Origin of the sequence: Xanthomonas massiliensis, assembly GCF_900018785.1 — a bacterium.
Lineage (GTDB): Bacteria > Pseudomonadota > Gammaproteobacteria > Xanthomonadales > Xanthomonadaceae > Xanthomonas_B > Xanthomonas_B massiliensis.
Genome location: NZ_FCOY01000002.1, coordinates 110,940 through 125,958 on the forward strand (window position 1 = coordinate 110,940; position 15,019 = coordinate 125,958).

Consider the following 15,019-nt stretch of genomic DNA (forward strand, 5'->3'; position numbering starts at 1 on the left):
CCCGCACCGTCCTATCCTTCGCGTTCCTTCCCGCCTCTCGCTGCCCGCGCACGGTCCCGCCCGACGTCCACGGCGCCTGCCTTTGCGGGGCCGTCGCCTTCGCGATCTCCGGCCCGCTGCCCGACCTGTACCAGTGCCATTGCTCGCTGTGCCGCAAGGCCAGCGGCAGCGGCGCCGTCACCGCCCTGGTGGTGCCCGCCGGACGCTTCCGCTGGCGGGCCGGCGCGCACACGCTGCGCAGCTTCGTCCGCGCCAGCGGCTACCGGGTCGACTTCTGCCCGCGCTGCGGCAGCCCCTGCCCCAATCCGACCCGCGACGGCACCGGGGTCTGGATCCCGGCCGGGTTGCTGGACACGCCCGTCGCCGGCCGCGTCGCCCGCCACCTCCACGTGGCCTCGAAGGCGCCCTGGGACGAGATCGGCGGCCGCGCGCCGCGCCATCGCGACGGCGCCGGCAGCGCCCCGGCCTGAAGGACCGGCGCCGGGCGCTGTGCCGCGCTCGTCAGACCACGCCGCCGCCCAGGCTCAGGCGGATCACCCCGACCACGATGACGACGGCGTTGAGCAGCAGCCCGGTCTTGGCGCGGCCGCGGTTGGCCGGCGCGGTGAACAGGATGGCGATGGCGGCGATGATCGCGCCGACCGCCGCGAACGGGATCAGGAACCAGTTGCCCCAGCCCAGCAGGGGAATGAACGCGAACACCAGCCACACCAGGGCGAGGATGCCCCACACCACGCTGATCAGACCCATCGCTGCCGACTCCGTTGCGGACCTGAGCGGCACCATAGCCGATCACGGCCGCTACCGCCGCCCCGTGCGATGCTGTCCGCGTTCCGCACGTGCCACGACGCGGCGCGCCGCGGGCCAACGCCATCGACTGGAGGCCATCGCCATGAACATCCGTCTGACAGCCGCATTCGCCGGGCTGCTGGTCCTGGCCGGTTGCGCCAGCACCTCGAAGGTCATGCTCGCCCCGGCGCGGGCGCCGATCGATCCGGCGCTGGTGCGCGTGTACCCGGACGTGCCCCCCGGCTCGGTGCAGATCGCCCAGATCCAGGCCACCAGTGCCGCCGGCTTCGGCACCCAGGGCCAGACCGACGCCGCCGTGGCCCGGCTCAAGCGCCTGGCGGCGCAACTGGGCGCCAACGGCGTGGTCCTGATCGGGGTGGGCTCGGAACGCTCCGGCGGCGGCGTGTCGGTCGGTGCCGGCAGCTTCGGCGGCCACGTCGGCGGCGGGCTCGGCGTCGGCATCCCGACCACCCAGAAGCAGGCCAACGGGGTGGCGATCTGGGTGCCGCCGCAGGCCCAGGCGCAGCCCCAGCCCTAGCCGCGCCCTGCCCCGGACACGGCCGGCCATGGCGCCTGGCGCCCAGGTGCCGGCGTGGATCGCGGCACTCGCCGGGGGGGGCCGGAAGCGAGGCGCCGCCGCGTACGCCGCCCCCCCGCCGGGACGGATCAGCGGCGCAGGATCGGCCGCGCCAGGTCGGCCAGCGTGCCCGGGTCGCGGATCGCGACCTCGCGCTGACGGATATCGACCACGCCGCCCTCGCGCCAGCGCCGCAGCACCCGGCTGACCGTCTCCGGCGTCAGCCCCAGGTAGTTGGCGATGTCGATGCGCGCCATCGGCAGGTGCACCCGCATGCCGGACAGGCCGCGGCGCGCGGCATGGCGGCAGATCGCCACCAGGAACGCGGCCATCCGGCGTTCGGCGCCGAACCGCCCGCCCAGCAGGTCGGCGCGCGCCAGGTGGCGCGAGAACAGCGCCAGCAACACGCGCTGCATGGCCGGCACCGTGGACAGCCGCTCCAGCAGCGGCACCGGCAGCCGGCACAGGGTGGTGCTTTCGAGCACCACGGCGCTGCAGTGGTGGCGCTCGTCGTCGAACGCGTCCAGGCCGATGGCATCGCCCGGCAGGGCCAGGCCCACCACCTGCTCGCCGCCGCCCGGCTCGATCACGCACAGTTTCACCGCGCCGGTGCGCACCACCGCCAGGGCGGCCAGCTGGTCGCCCTCGCGGAACAGGAAGTGGCCCGGGCGGTAGCTGCCGGTGTGCTCGATGCGGGCGTGCAGCGCACGCAGCGCCGCGGCGTGGTCGGCCGCCAGGCAGACCGCGCCGATGTCGCAGGCGGTGCAGAACCGCCGGGCGATGGCGTCCGACGGCGGCAGGGGCAAGGCGCGCGAACGCGGCAGGGACGAGGCAAGGGCAGGCATGACGCGGGACAGGTCCTTCGCAACCGTGTCCGAGGTTACCGGCCTTGCCCGGCGACGGGCGGGAAAAACCCGCCGTCGCAACACTTTGCCAAACATCGCGCGGCCGGCGGATGCGCCGGCCGCGGCGGTGGATCAGGGCCGGAGGCAGCGGTCGAGGAACGCCGCGGCGGTCTTGTAGCGGTGCAGCGCGGCCGCGCCGGACAGGCCGTGCTTGGCGCCCGGGTAGGTCATCAGCTCGAACACCTTGCCGCGCTGCTGCAGCTCGGCCATCAGCGAGGTCGAGTTGGTGAACAGCACGTTGTCGTCGGCCATGCCGTGCAGCAGCAGCAGCTGCGCGCTCAGCCCGTCCAGGTGGGTGGCGATGCGCGCCTCGCGGTAGCCGTCCGGGTTGGCCGCCGGCAGGTTCATGTAGCGCTCGGTGTAGTGGGTGTCGTACAGGCCCCAGTCGGTCACCGGCGCGCCGGCCACGCCGCAGGCGTAGGCCTCGCTGTGCTTGGCCAGCAGCATCAGGGTCATGTAGCCGCCGTTGGACCAGCCCTGCACGCCGATGCGCGCCGCGTCCACCCACGGCTGCGCCTTCAGCCAGGCGATGCCGCGCAGCTGGTCGTCCACCTCGACCGTGCCCTGCTTCTCGTACAGCGCGCCGCCGAAGTCGCGGCCGCGACGCGGGGTGCCGCGGTTGTCCAGCGAGAACACCACGTAGCCGCGCTGGGCCAGGTACTGGTCGAACATGCCGTCGGCGCGGCCGGGCCAGCTGTCGGTCACGGTCTGGCTGGCCGGGCCGCCGTAGACGTAGACCATCACCGGGTAGCGCTTGGCCGGGTCGAAGCCGTCCGGCTTGATCAGGCGGTAGTGCAGCACGGTGTGGCCGTCGGCCGCGGCGAGCGTGCCGAACTCGACCGGGCGCAGCGCGTCGCGGTAGCGCGCGAAGGGATGGTCGGCATCGCCCAGGTCGTTGCGCACCAGGGTGGCCAGCTTGTGGCCGTCGGCACGGTGCAGCTCGATCTGCGGCGGCGTGGTGGTGCTGGACCAGCTGTCCACGTACACGCTGGCGTTGCGCGCGAAGCTGACCGCGTGCATGCCCGGCTCGGGCGTGAGCCGCTCGATCGCGCCGCCGGCCAGCGGCACCACGTACAGGTGCTTCTGCGTGGGCGAATCCTTGGTGGCGGTGAAGTAGACCTTGCCGGCCTGCTCGTCCACCGCTTCCAGGCCATCGACGATCCACTCGCCCGAGGTCAGCGGCACGAGCTGGCGGCCGTCCTCGGAGGCCAGGTACAGGTGCTCGTAGCCGGAACGCTCCGAGCCCCAGACGAAGCGCCCGTCCTTGAGGAAGTGCAGGTCGTTGTTGAGCGGCACCCAGGTCGGGCTGGTCTCGGTGACGAGGGTGCGCTCGGCGCCGCTGCCCAGGGTGGCCTCGACCAGCTCGAGCTTCTTCTGGTCGCGCGACTGGCGCTGGAAGGTCAGCCGCTGCGGGTCGCGCCAGGCCACGCGCGCCAGGTAGATGTCCGGATCGGCGCCCAGGTCGATCCACTGCGGCGCCACGCCCTGGCGCGGGGCGATCACGCCCAGCTGCACGCGCACGTTGGGCTGGCCGGCCTGCGGGTAGCGCTGCTCGACCACGTCGGTACGGTTGGCATAGACCTCGTAGCGCTTCTGCACCGGCACCTGCGCCTCGTCGATGCGGGCGAAGGCGATGGCCGAGTCGTCCGGCGCCCACCAGTAGCCGGTGTGGCGGTCCATCTCCTCGTCGGCGACGAACTCGGCCACGCCGTTGCCGATGGTGTCGCTGCCGTCCCGGGTGAGGCGGACCTGGGCGCCGTCGGCCAGGTCGATCACCCACAGGTCGCGGTTGCGCACGAAGCTGACGTAGCCGCCCTTGGGCGAGAGCTTGGGATCGGTGGCGAAGCCCTCGCCGTGGGTGAGCTGGCGCACCGCGGCGGCGCCGTGTTTGTCCAGGTCGTACAGGTACAGCTCGCCGCCCAGCGGGAACAGCAGGCGGCGCCCGTCCGGGGCCCACTGGTAGTCGACGATGCCGGTGTAGGCGGCGATGCGCTGGCGCTCGCGGCGCTCGCGCTCGGCCAGGCTCAGGGTCTCGGTGCCGGGCAGGACCACCTTGGAATCCACCAGCAGGCGGGTCTTGCCGCTGGCGATGTCGTACTCCCACAGGTCCAGCTGGTTGCGGTCGCCGTCCTTGCCGCGCAGGAAGGTCACGCGCGAGCCGTCGGGCGCGACCTTGGGCTTCATCAGGGTGGGGCCGGACAGCGGCAGCGGGCCGGTGATGGCCTCGAGGGTGAGTTTCTCGGCGTGGGCGGTGGACACGGCGGACACGGTCAGGGCAATGGCGACGAGCAGGGAACGCATGCGGGATCTCGCGACGGGAACGGGGAAGTCACTTCTGGCCGAACAGCAGCCGGCGTTCCGCCTCGGACAGCGGCTTGCCGGCATGCGGGTTGACCTGTTCCTTCAGGGCATAGGCGCGCGCGGTGGCCGGGCGCGCGGCGACGGCGTCGTGCCAGCGCTTGAGGTGCGGGAAGGCGGCATAGTCCGGCGCCAGGTCGCGGTACGCCTCGATCCACGGGTAGCAGGCCATGTCGGCGATGCCGTAGTCCTGGCCGGCGACGTAGGCATGGCGGGCCAGCTGCGCGTCGAGCACCTTGTGCAGGCGCCGCACCTCGTTGCCGTAGCGCTCGATCGCGTAGGGGATCTTCTCGCGCGCATAGACGTTGAAGTGGCCCATCTGCCCGCTCATCGGGCCCAGCCCGGCCATCTGCCAGAACAGCCATTCCAGCGTGGCGGTGCGCCCGCGCAGGTCGGCCGGCAGGAAGCGGCCGGTCTTCTCGGCCAGGTACAGCAGGATCGCGCCGGACTCGAACACGCTCAGCGGCGCGCCGCCGTCGGCCGGGGCGTGGTCGACGATCGCCGGCATCTTGTTGTTGGGCGCGATCGCCAGGAAGTCCGGCTTGAACTGGTCGCCGGCGCCGATGTCCACCGCCACGATGCGGTACGGCAGGCCGGTCTCCTCCAGCATCATCGTGATCTTGTGCCCGTTGGGGGTGGGCCAGTAGTGCAGGTCGATCATCGCCGGCTCCGCGGAAACAGGGCCGACAGTGTAGCGGGCCCGCGCTTGGCAGCCACGCACGGCGGCCGTTACCCTGCCGCTTCGCTTTTTCCCCCACGGTTGTCCCCGTCCGCATGTCCGAGCACCCCGTCGCGCCCGCCTCCGTTCCCGTCCGCCTCACCCCCGTCGCCGCCCTGATCTTCGCCTCGCGCTGGCTGCAGCTGCCGCTGTACCTGGGCCTGATCGTGGCCCAGTGCGTGTACGTGTTCCTGTTCGGCAAGGAGCTGTGGCACCTGATCCACGAGGCGCCGAGCCTGGGCGAGCAGCAGATCATGCTGATCGTGCTCGGCCTGATCGACGTGGTGATGATCTCCAACCTGCTGGTGATGGTGATCGTCGGCGGCTACGAGACCTTCGTCTCGCGGCTGCGCCTGGAGGGCCACCCGGACCAGCCCGAGTGGCTCAGCCACGTCAACGCCAGCGTGCTCAAGGTCAAGCTGGCGCTGTCGATCATCGGCATCTCCTCGATCCACCTGCTCAAGACCTTCATCGCCGCCGGCTCGCTCAACGGCCTGCCGCTGTGCGCGCCGGAGAACATGAGCAAGGCCGCCGCGCAGGTCGGCGAGATGAGCTGCTCGGCGCTGACCAGCGATGGCGTGCTGTGGCAGACCGTGATCCACTGCGTGTTCATCCTCTCGGCGCTGGGCATCGCCTGGACCGACCGGGTGATGTCCGGGCCGAGCCATCCGGCACATTGACGCAGCGGCACGACATCTGTGATTTTCATCACACTATTCCGGTGACACGCGACCGCTGGGGAGCGGGGCGGTTCCGGCGGGGTGCTAGATTCCGGCGCGGGGAGATGCCGGACTACGGCGACGTCATCCATTTCGGGTTCTGAAAGGGGGAAAGACCACCATGCTGTACACCCACGACATGCGCCGGCCCCTGCTGGCGCCGGCCCTGCTGGCGCTCGCGCTGGCCGCCTGCTCGGGCAAGCAGGACAACGCGCCCGCGGCCACGCCGGCATCGGGCGATACGCCGGCGCCGGCGGCGGCCGAGCCCGCGGCCACCGCCGCCGCCCAGGCCCAGGGCCTGAGCCCGGAACAGCTGCGCGATGCCGCCACCGCCGCGCTGCGCGAGAACCGCATGTACGCCCCGGCCGGCGACAACGCGGTGGAGTACTACCTGGCCCTGCGCGAGAAGCTGCCCGACGATGCGGGCGCGCGCAGCGCGCTGACCGACCTGATGCCCTACACCCTGATCGCCGCCGAGCAGAGCATCAACCGCGAGGACTTCCCCGAGGCCGAGCGCCTGGTCGGGCTGATCGGCCGCGTCGATCCGGCCGCGCCGGCGCTGCCGCGGCTAAAGCAGACCGTGGCCGCGCGCCAGCTGGCGGTGCAGAACCGCGGCAAGGAAGAGGCCGACAAGGCGCGCAAGGCCAGCGAGGACAAGGCCAGGCAGGCGGCCGAGCAGCAGCGCCTGGCGCAGCAGCAGGCCACCGAGGCCGCCGCCGCCCGCCAGATCGCCGCGCAGCAGGAGGCTGCCCGCCAGGCCGCCGCGCAGCAGGAAGCGGCCCGCGCCGAAGCCGAGCGCCAGGCCGCCGCCCGCCGCGAACAGGCCCAGGCCGCCGCCCGCGCGCCGGCACCGGCGCCCGCCGCCCCGGCCGCCGCGCCCAGCCTGCGCCCGATCAGCACGCCGGCACCGCGCTACCCGGCCGAGGCGCTGCGCGCCGGCACCTCCGGCGAGGTGATGGTGGAACTGACCGTGGGCACCGACGGCTCGGTCACCAGCGCGCGCGTGCTGCGCTCCAACCCCGGCCGCGTGTTCGACCGCGAGGCCATCAACGCGGTCAAGCGCTGGCGCTTCGAACCGGTCGCCGCGCCGGTCACCACCCGCCGCACCCTGGCGTTCCAGCCGGGCGGCTGAGCCGGCTCGCATCCGCCGCGCGGTCCGCACGAACACGCCCGGCCTGGCCGGGCGTGTTCGTTTCCGGCCGTGGCCGCCGCGCGGAAAGGCACCCGGCCGGCGGCGCGCAATCCCCGCCCTGCGGCATCGCCACGACTCGGGCCGGAACAGCCGGGACCGGACCGGCCGAAGCGCCGGTGGACCGCGCCTTCCGCCTGGCTCCTGCGCACTTCCCTCCCCGCAACCGCGCGTCGCAGCCGCCGATCCGCGGGCGACCGCGCGGTCGCACCGCCCATCGGCACGGTGGCCTGGGCCCCGGACCGGCCCCTTGGCGCGGCACGCCCCCCGGCAACGCGGGGCATGCCGGCCCACCAACCGGCATGCCCCCGACCGTCCCGCGCGCCCGCGTGCAGCGCGGACCGGCGGGTCTGGCTCAGCCGCTGATCGCCAGCCGCTCCTGTCCGTAGCGGCGCACCGCCGCCCACCACAGCAACACCGCCAGGCCGAAGCCGGCCACCAGGTACACCGCCCACACCGCCCCGGGGATCGGCTCGTGGCGCACCAGCTTGAGCAGCATCTGGTTCTGCCCCAGGAACGGCACCGCGAACTGCCACAGCTGGGTGCGCAGCGGGTACGCCATCAGCGCGTAGCTGGGCAGCATCGGCAGCAGGATCAGCCAGGTGATGTGGCTCTGCGCCTCCTTCATGCTCTTGGCGCCGGCGGCCAGGAAGGTCAACAGCGCGGTGCCGATGAACAGCATCGGCAGCAGCACGAACAGCATCTGCGCCATCGCCGCGAAGCTCACGTCCAGCTGCCCGCCGACGCCCGACAGCGGCAGCTGCGCGCTGAGCTTGAAGGCCAGCAGGGTCAGCAGCAGCGTCACGAAGCCGATCAGGCAGGCCGCCGCGATCTTGCCGCTGACGATGGCCGCGCGCGGCGCCGGCGTGGCCAGCAGCGGCTCCAGCGACTGGCGCTCGCGCTCGCCGGCGGTCGCGTCCAGGATCAGCGCCGAGCCGCCGATGAAGGAGGTGATGATCAGCATCACCGGCAGGAACAGCGACAGCAGCAGGCCGCGCCGCGCCTCGGCGGTGGCCTGGTCCTGGGTCACCACCGCCAGCGGCCGCGCGACCTGGGCGTCGATGCCGCGCGCCACCAGCCGCAGCGCACCGACCTGCTGGGCATAGCCGGCCAGCGCCGTCTCGATCCGGCGCGCCGGGATCTCCGAGTCGCGCCGGGTGGTGTCGCGCAGGATCTCCACCAGTGCCGGGCGCCCGGCCTGCCAGTCGGCCCCGAAGCCCGGGTCGATGCGGAGCGCCACGTCGATGTCCTGGTTGCGGATGGCGGCGGTCACGTCCGCCGGCGGCGCCTTGGCCACCAGCCCCTTCGCGGCCAGGAACGCCACCAGGTTGGGCGCGTGCTCGCGGCCGATCACCGCCACGTCCAGCGGCCGGTCGATCTGCGCGCGCGCCTTGCTCTGCGAGAGCACGCCCATGCCCAGGATCAGCACCGGGTACAGCAGCGGGCCGAGCAGCAGCGACAGCAGCAGGGTGCGGCGGTCGCGCGAGAGGTCCAGCAGTTCCTTGCCCATCACCGTGAGCAACGTCGGGAAAATGCTCATGCGTGCAGGCCCTCCTCCGAGCCGATGGCCGCCACGAAGGCGTCTTCGAGGTTTTCCCGCCCGGTCTGCGCGCGCAGCTCGTCGGGCGTGCCGGCGGCGACCACGGTGCCGCGCGCGATGACCACGATGCGGTCGCACAGCGCGGCGACCTCCTGCATGATGTGGCTGGAGAAGATCACGCAGCGGCCCTCCGCGCGCAGGGTGCGCAGGAACCCGCGCAGCGCGCGCGTGGTCATCACGTCCAGGCCGTTGGTCGGCTCGTCGAGGATCACGTTGCGCGGGTCGTGCACCAGCGCGCGGGCGATCGCGGTCTTGGTGCGCTGGCCCTGGCTGAAGCCCTCGACCTGGCGGTCGAGGATGTCGCGCATGTCCAGCGCCGTGGCCAGTGCGTCGATGCGCTCGGCGATGCGCGCCGGCGCCATGCCGTGCAGGCGGCCGAAGTAGGCGATGTTCTCGCGCGCGGTCAGGCGCTTGTACAGGCCGCGCGCGTCCGGCAGCACCCCCAGCACGCGGCGCACCGCCACCGGGTCGCGCGCGGTGTCGATGCCGTCCACCAGCACCCGGCCGCGGTCGGGGGTCATCAGCGTGTACAGCATGCGCAGCGTGGTGGTCTTGCCGGCGCCGTTGGGGCCGAGCAGGCCGGTGATGGCGCCGTCGGCGGCGGTGAAGCCCACGCCATCCACGGCCTGGACGACGGTCTTGCCGGTGCGGAACGCCTTGTGCAGGTCTTCGGCCACGATCATGGGCGCATCTCCGTAAGCGTTGCGGGCGGGCGGATCACGGCTGCCACCCGTTGAAGGAAGTGAATGCCGGCACCGGCGTCAGCGCCTGCACGCAGCGCGTGTCCAGTGCGCGCGCGTCGGCGCTCTCGTAGAACTGGGCCATCAGCCGCGGCAGGCAGCCCAGGCCCATCACGCCGTGGCCCTGCCCCGGCGCGACGATGCCGCGGCCGCGCGGCAGGCCGGCCAGCACCCGCGCGGCATAGCGCGGCGGGGTGACCGGATCCATCTGCCCGGACAGCAGCAGCGCCGGCACGTCCGAATGCAGCGGCTCGGTGAAGCCGGCCGGGCGCGTGCCGGTCGGCCAGCCCGGGCAGGCGGCGTAGAACATCGAGGCCACCTCCGGGCCGAGCAGGGTGTGCGCGTCGCCCGGGCGCGGACGGTAGCGGTCGGCATCCTCGGCACAGACCACCGACCACTGCATCGCGCGGTTCATCGACCCGGAGAACTCGCGCGTGGCCATCTGCGCCACCGACATCAGCGGCCCATAGCGGCCCTGCGCGGCCTCGTCGAGCATCAGCGGCAGCAGCGCCGCGCTCTGCGGCGCATAGGAGAAGGCGAAGGCCAGGCCGGTGACGGTGTCGGCGGTGACCGTGTCGTGCAGCAGCGCGTTGGTGGCCGCATCGCGATACTCCACCGGGACCGGCGCGCGGCGCAGGTGCTCGACGACGCTGCGCAGCTGTTCGCGGGTATCGACCGGGAAGCGCCTGGCGCAGGCCGGCTCGCCCTGGCACTGCGCGGCCTGCAGCGCGATGGCGTCCTCGAAGGTATCGGCGAACTCGCCGCCGACCACCAGGTCGTTGGGTGCCACGCCGTCGAGCACCATCGCGCGCACGTGCTGGCCGTGGAGCCGCGCGTACTGCTGCGCCACGCGCGTGCCGTAGGACACGCCGGCCAGGTCGATGGCCTCCACGCCCAGCGCGGCGCGCACCGCGTCCAGGTCGCCCACCGCCTCGGTGGTGGTGTAGTAGCGCGGGTCGGCGCGGCCGGCCAGCGCGGCGGCGCAGCGGCGGGCGTAGTCGGCGATGGCGGCCGGGTCGGTGGCGTTCTCGTCGAACGCCAGCGGCTTGCCGTCGGCACCGTCGCACGCCAGCGCGTTGGAGCCGCCGGTGCCACGCTGGTCCACGAGGAACACGTCGCGCTGCTTGCGCACCTCGCGCAGCGCCTGGGCCACGATCGGTGCCGATTCGGTAGCCGACTGGCCGGGGCCGCCGGCGATGAAGAACACCGGATCCGGCGCCACCGGGCCGTCGCCCTCGGCCTCCAGCCAGGCGATCTTCAGCCCGATCCGGCGCCCGCCCGGGCGCTGCGGATCCTCCGGCACGTCCAGCCGCGCACAGCGCGCGGGCACGCTCATGCCCACCACCGGGCTGGCCAGCGTGCACGTGGCGAAGGCGAGCTTGCCGTAGCGGCGGGGGTTGTCGGCCGTCACCGATGCCGGGGCGGTGGCGTGGGCCGCCGCCGCGGCGGGCGTGCCGTCGCCGCCGCTACCGGCCGGGTGCGTGTCCTGCCAGTGGCGATAGCCGATGAACGCTCCCGCCACCAGCACCAGCACCACCCTGCGGATCATGCGCTTGTCCATTTCCCCTCCCGGCGGCACGGCCGCCTGTCAATCGTGGTCTTCATCCAGGAACAACTGCTCGATCGCCAAGCCGAACAGGCGCGCCAGGCGGAACGCCAGCGGCAGGCTCGGATCGTACTTGCCGGTCTCGATGGCATTGACGGTCTGCCGCGACACGCCCAGTTGCGCGGCCAGTTCGCCCTGCGACCAGGCGCGTGCCTCGCGCAGCTCGCGCAACCGGTTCTTCATGCGTAGCGCCGCGCGATGACCAGCTTGACCATGCCGTAGGCGAAGCACAGCGACGGGAACACCCACAGCATCGCCACCGGCGAGGGCACATCGATCACCCGCGCGCTCTGCAGGAACCCGGCGGTCATGTAGGCCCCGCCGACGATGCAGGCGGCGATGGCCACCGATTCCAGTTCGATACGCCGCTGCAGCTCGTCCGAATCGCGCACGTAGCGGACCATGGCGCGGATGGTCAGCAGCACCAGCAGCGCCGGCAGCAGCGCGACCAGCACGCGCAGCCACGGCAGCTCGACCAGGCCCAGCAGGCGCCGCCAGAACAGCATCACCCCCACGTAGACCCCCATCACCGCCCCCATCTCGCGGCGGTAGCGGCGCGCCACCTCCGGCGTGCCGCAGGCGCCCGGTTCGCCCGGGGCCAGCGCCAGCATCACGGCGGCGACCAGCGCGCCCACGCCGAGACCGCCTACCAGGCCGCCGGCGGTGTCGCCCAGGGGTCGGCCCAGCAGCCGGGCCAGCGCCCAACCGGCCAGCAGCACCGCGCCCGTCGCCGCGGCGAGCACCACCCGCCGGCGCTTGCTGAGCGGCATCATGGCCGCCCCCGCGCGCCGCACCGGCAGGGCTGGCCGCGGACCGGCCACCGCGCCGTGGCGGCCTGGCCCGGCGCCGGCACGATCCGCGCCTGCCCGCAGGGGCCGCGCCGCGTCCGCTGGTCCCGCCCGGCAAGCGCGCGGAAGACGTTCCGTCCGATCGACGGAACGGATCCGCCGTTATGCAGGGGAACCGGACATCCCGGAGTGCGATCGCCTGCTGCCATTGCCGCCCACCTGTCAAGTTCGCTTGACAGGCAGCATGCCGGGGCCATCCGCGCGTGTCAAGCGTCCTTTACATACGCCGCGCCGCCCACGCCGCCAGCTTCTCGCGCCCGATCTTGGCGTTGTGGCGGATGTCCACCGGGAAGCCGGGGTGGCACAGGAACCGCGCGATACCCGCCAGCGCGGGGGTGCTCGCGGCCAGCGCGCGCAGCCGCGCCTCCACCTGCGCGGCGGCGCGGGCCGGCGCGCCGGGCAGCAGCTCGTAGCACAGCACCGCGCTCTGGCGGCCACGCTCGCCCACGCCCACCAGCGCGGTGCGGCGCACCCCGGCCACGGTGTTGAACACCGGCTCGACCTGCTCGGTGTACAGCGGCCCGGCGGCGGTCTCCACGCGCTGGGTCTTGCGCCCGCAGAACCACAGCCGGCCGTCGTCGTCGAAGTAGCCGACATCGCCCATGCGGTGGACGATGCGCTCGCCGCCCTCGTCCAGCACCTCGCGGATCTTGGCCGCGGCGGTGGCCTGGGGGCGGTTGTAGTAGCTGTCGGTGGCGGTCGGCCCGGCCACGGTGATTTCGCCCACCTGCCCGGCCGCCAGCACGCGCACGCCGGACCAGTCGGCGATCGGCGCGTCGTCCACGGCGATGATGCGCACCTGATTGGGCGGCACCGGCCGGCCCACGCAGGTGCCGGCGCCGGCCTCGGTGGCCGCGCGCGTGGCCTGCAGCTCGCGGCCCTCGATCACCGCCACCGGCAGGCATTCGGTGGCGCCGTAGGGCGTCCAGAACTGCGCATCGTCGGGCAGCAGCGCGCGGATCTTCGCCACCGTGTCCGGCGGCACCGGCGCGCCGGCCGAGGTGACGCGCCTGACCGTCGGCAACGGCTGGCCGTGCGCGACCAGCACCCGCATCAGTGCCGGCGAACCGAACAGCTGGGTCACGCCGAAGCGGGCGATGGCGTCGTGCAGCTTGCGCGGGTCGGCCTGCGCCGGGCGCGTGGGGTCCATGTCCGGGATCACGCTGGTCAGTCCGAGTGCCGGGTCGAACAGCGCGAACGGCGGGAAGGTCGGCAGGTCCACCCCGCCGGGCTGGATACCGAAGGCGGCATGCATCAACCCGATCTGGCCGACGAAATGGCGATGGCGGTAGACCACGCCCTTGGGCACGCCGGTGGAGCCGCTGGTGAACAGGATCGCGGCCGTCTCGTCCGGCTGCGTGTCCGCCAGCTGCGCGCCGGCGCCCTGGCCGTCATGCTCGATGCGCGCCAGCGTGGTCCCGCCCCAGCCCCAGCGGCGGCCGACGGTGACGATGCGCCGCGCCGACTTCGCCCAGCCCAGCAGCAGGCGCGCCAGCTGCGCCAGCGGAATGCCGACGAACGCCTGCGGCTGCGCCTCGTCCAGGCATTGCCGCAGCGCGCGGCGGTCGATGCCCGGATCGACCAGCACCGGCACCGCGCCGGCCTTGAACAGCGCGAACATCAGCAGGAAGAACTCCGGCGAGGGCCGCACCATCACCACCGTGCGGGTGCCGCGGCCGATGCCGTGGGCGGCCAGCCCGGCGGCGATGGCGTCGCTGCGCGCATCCAGTTCGCGGTAGCTCAGGGTGACGTCGTAGCGCGCCATGCCGCCGGGCCCAGGCTTGCCGGGACAGCGGATGGCGATCTGGTCGGGGCGCTCGCGCGCCAGCCGCGGCAGCACCGCGGCGATGTTGCAGGGTTCGCTCATCCGCCCATTATCGCCGCCGGCGCGCGCCGCTCACCCCAGCGCGGTATCGATCTCCACCGGCCCGACCAGCAGGTTGTGCACCGGGCAGCCGTTGGCGACCTTGAGCAGGCGCTCGCGCTGGGCTTCGTCGAGCGCGCCGCCGAGCTGGATGCGCCGCGTGATCGCGGTCATGCCGCCGGCCTCGCCCGCCGGCTGCAGCACCAGCTCCACGTCCACCGTCTCCAGCGGCCATTGCTTGCGCCGGGCGTACATGCGCAGGGTGATCGCGGTGCAGGCACCGAGCCCGGCCAGGACCATGTGGTACGGCGTCGGCGCGGTGCCGCCGCCGCCCGCCTCGATGGGCTCGTCGGCCGACCAGGCATGGCCGGCATCGTCCTCCAGGTCGACCAGGTAATCGGTGGCGCCGATGCGGGCGCGGACGGTGCTCTTGGACATGCGCGATCCTCGTTGTGGAGCGGCCACGGCGGCCGCCTGCGCGCAGCCTAGCGCGACGACGGTGGGCGCCGGGTCAAGCCCCCTTGCGCGCGGCCACGGTTGCGACAGAATCCGCACTCCCGCCCCGTGACGCCCCGCACAACGCCCGGTCTTCCCATGCATCCCTGCCTGAGCTGCGGCGCCTGCTGCGCGACCTACCGCGTGGCCTTCCACTGGCTGGAATCGGACGCCGCCACGCCCGGCGGGGTGCCCGCGGCCCTGGCCGGCAAGCTCGACGACCACCGCCTGTGCATGCACGGCACCTATGCCGCGCCGGTCCGCTGCGTGGCGCTGGAGGCCGACATCGGCCACCACAGCCGCTGCACCATCCATCCGCACCGCCCCTCGGTGTGCCGCGAGGTGGAGGCGGCGTGGGAATCCGGCCGGCCCAGCCCGCAATGCGACAAGGCCCGCCTCGCCCACGGCCTGCCCGTGCTCACCGCCGCCGACTGGGGCTGGCGCGGCCACAACGCCGACAATGCCCATCATCCCGACGGCGACGGCACAACAGCTCCACCCTTGTCAATGCCGCCCCAAATGGGGTGAGGGCGTCAGCACCAAGGTATTGCACTAATCGGCACGAATGGGAAACGGACGTGGCCGAAAAACAACCGCGCCATGACCTACGG

The 15,019-nt window shown here is 73.3% G+C and carries 15 protein-coding genes and 1 pseudogene; 5 read left to right on the top strand and 11 right to left on the bottom strand.

Annotated features, from left to right (window positions below; translation table 11 throughout):
• Positions 1-77 precede the first annotated feature (77 nt).
• Positions 78-470, top strand: a pseudogene (locus tag BN3794_RS00445) (GFA family protein); the annotation flags it as partial.
• A 31-nt stretch (positions 471-501) separates the two neighbouring features.
• On the opposite strand, the gene BN3794_RS00450 reads toward BN3794_RS00445, so the two are convergent.
• Positions 502-750 carry a hypothetical protein gene (locus BN3794_RS00450; protein WP_066091698.1) on the bottom strand — a complete coding sequence of 83 codons (249 nt, stop codon included), beginning with the start codon at positions 748-750 and terminating at the stop codon, positions 502-504.
• Between the two features lie 142 nt (positions 751-892).
• Between BN3794_RS00450 and BN3794_RS00455 the strand changes: the two genes are divergently transcribed.
• Entirely contained in the window at positions 893-1,327 is a 435-nt protein-coding gene (locus BN3794_RS00455) for a hypothetical protein (RefSeq protein ID WP_066091700.1), read from the top strand.
• 128 nt (positions 1,328-1,455) lie between these two features.
• Here the strand turns inward: BN3794_RS00455 and BN3794_RS00460 are convergent, their stop codons facing one another.
• The 3 genes from BN3794_RS00460 to BN3794_RS00470 all read right to left on the bottom strand — a co-directional run bounded on the left by BN3794_RS00460 (position 1,456) and on the right by BN3794_RS00470 (position 5,290).
• Positions 1,456-2,211 (bottom strand): Crp/Fnr family transcriptional regulator, encoded by a 756-nt coding sequence (locus BN3794_RS00460; RefSeq protein ID WP_160330872.1) that lies wholly within the window; start codon positions 2,209-2,211, stop codon positions 1,456-1,458.
• Between the two features lie 132 nt (positions 2,212-2,343).
• Positions 2,344-4,572, bottom strand: coding sequence for a S9 family peptidase (locus tag BN3794_RS00465; RefSeq protein WP_066091706.1), 2,229 nt, complete (start codon positions 4,570-4,572; stop codon positions 2,344-2,346).
• Between the two features lie 28 nt (positions 4,573-4,600).
• Positions 4,601-5,290 (bottom strand): glutathione binding-like protein, encoded by a 690-nt coding sequence (locus BN3794_RS00470; RefSeq protein ID WP_066091710.1) that lies wholly within the window; start codon positions 5,288-5,290, stop codon positions 4,601-4,603.
• A gap of 113 nt (positions 5,291-5,403) precedes the next feature.
• On the opposite strand from BN3794_RS00470, the gene BN3794_RS00475 reads away from it, so the two are divergent.
• Together BN3794_RS00475 and BN3794_RS00480 are read left to right on the top strand one after the other, a co-directional pair.
• The gene (locus tag BN3794_RS00475) at positions 5,404-6,027 is read left to right on the top strand and encodes a TIGR00645 family protein (RefSeq protein WP_066091713.1); all 624 of its coding nucleotides are present in this window, start codon (positions 5,404-5,406) and stop codon (positions 6,025-6,027) included.
• Between the two features lie 160 nt (positions 6,028-6,187).
• Entirely contained in the window at positions 6,188-7,198 is a 1,011-nt protein-coding gene (locus BN3794_RS00480) for an energy transducer TonB (protein ID WP_066091716.1), read from the top strand.
• A gap of 412 nt (positions 7,199-7,610) precedes the next feature.
• Here BN3794_RS00480 and BN3794_RS00485 read toward each other — a convergent pair whose 3' ends face one another.
• From BN3794_RS00485 to BN3794_RS00515, 7 genes are all read right to left on the bottom strand, one after another.
• Positions 7,611-8,795: an ABC transporter permease gene (locus BN3794_RS00485; protein ID WP_066091719.1), complete on the bottom strand. Its 1,185-nt coding sequence runs from the start codon at positions 8,793-8,795 to the stop codon at positions 7,611-7,613.
• Entirely contained in the window at positions 8,792-9,538 is a 747-nt protein-coding gene (locus BN3794_RS00490) for an ABC transporter ATP-binding protein (protein WP_066091722.1), read from the bottom strand. The genes BN3794_RS00485 and BN3794_RS00490 overlap by 4 nt, the downstream gene beginning before the upstream one ends.
• Positions 9,539-9,572: 34 nt before the next feature.
• On the bottom strand, positions 9,573-11,156 hold the full coding sequence (locus tag BN3794_RS00495) for an alpha/beta hydrolase (protein WP_078059489.1): 1,584 nt from the start codon (positions 11,154-11,156) through the stop codon (positions 9,573-9,575).
• A gap of 27 nt (positions 11,157-11,183) precedes the next feature.
• Positions 11,184-11,384, bottom strand: a complete 201-nt coding sequence (locus BN3794_RS00500) for a helix-turn-helix transcriptional regulator (RefSeq protein WP_066091725.1) — start codon at positions 11,382-11,384, stop codon at positions 11,184-11,186.
• On the bottom strand, positions 11,381-11,974 hold the full coding sequence (locus tag BN3794_RS00505; RefSeq protein ID WP_066091728.1) for a hypothetical protein: 594 nt from the start codon (positions 11,972-11,974) through the stop codon (positions 11,381-11,383). The genes BN3794_RS00500 and BN3794_RS00505 overlap by 4 nt, the downstream gene beginning before the upstream one ends.
• A gap of 292 nt (positions 11,975-12,266) precedes the next feature.
• On the bottom strand, positions 12,267-13,916 hold the full coding sequence (gene oleC / locus BN3794_RS00510) for an olefin beta-lactone synthetase (RefSeq protein WP_066091731.1): 1,650 nt from the start codon (positions 13,914-13,916) through the stop codon (positions 12,267-12,269).
• 30 nt (positions 13,917-13,946) lie between these two features.
• Complete coding sequence (locus tag BN3794_RS00515; protein WP_066091734.1) at positions 13,947-14,351, bottom strand: OsmC family protein; 405 nt, start codon at positions 14,349-14,351, stop codon at positions 13,947-13,949.
• Between the two features lie 156 nt (positions 14,352-14,507).
• Between BN3794_RS00515 and BN3794_RS00520 the strand changes: the two genes are divergently transcribed.
• Complete coding sequence (locus BN3794_RS00520) at positions 14,508-14,936, top strand: YkgJ family cysteine cluster protein (protein WP_066091737.1); 429 nt, start codon at positions 14,508-14,510, stop codon at positions 14,934-14,936.
• Positions 14,937-15,019 lie beyond the last annotated feature (83 nt).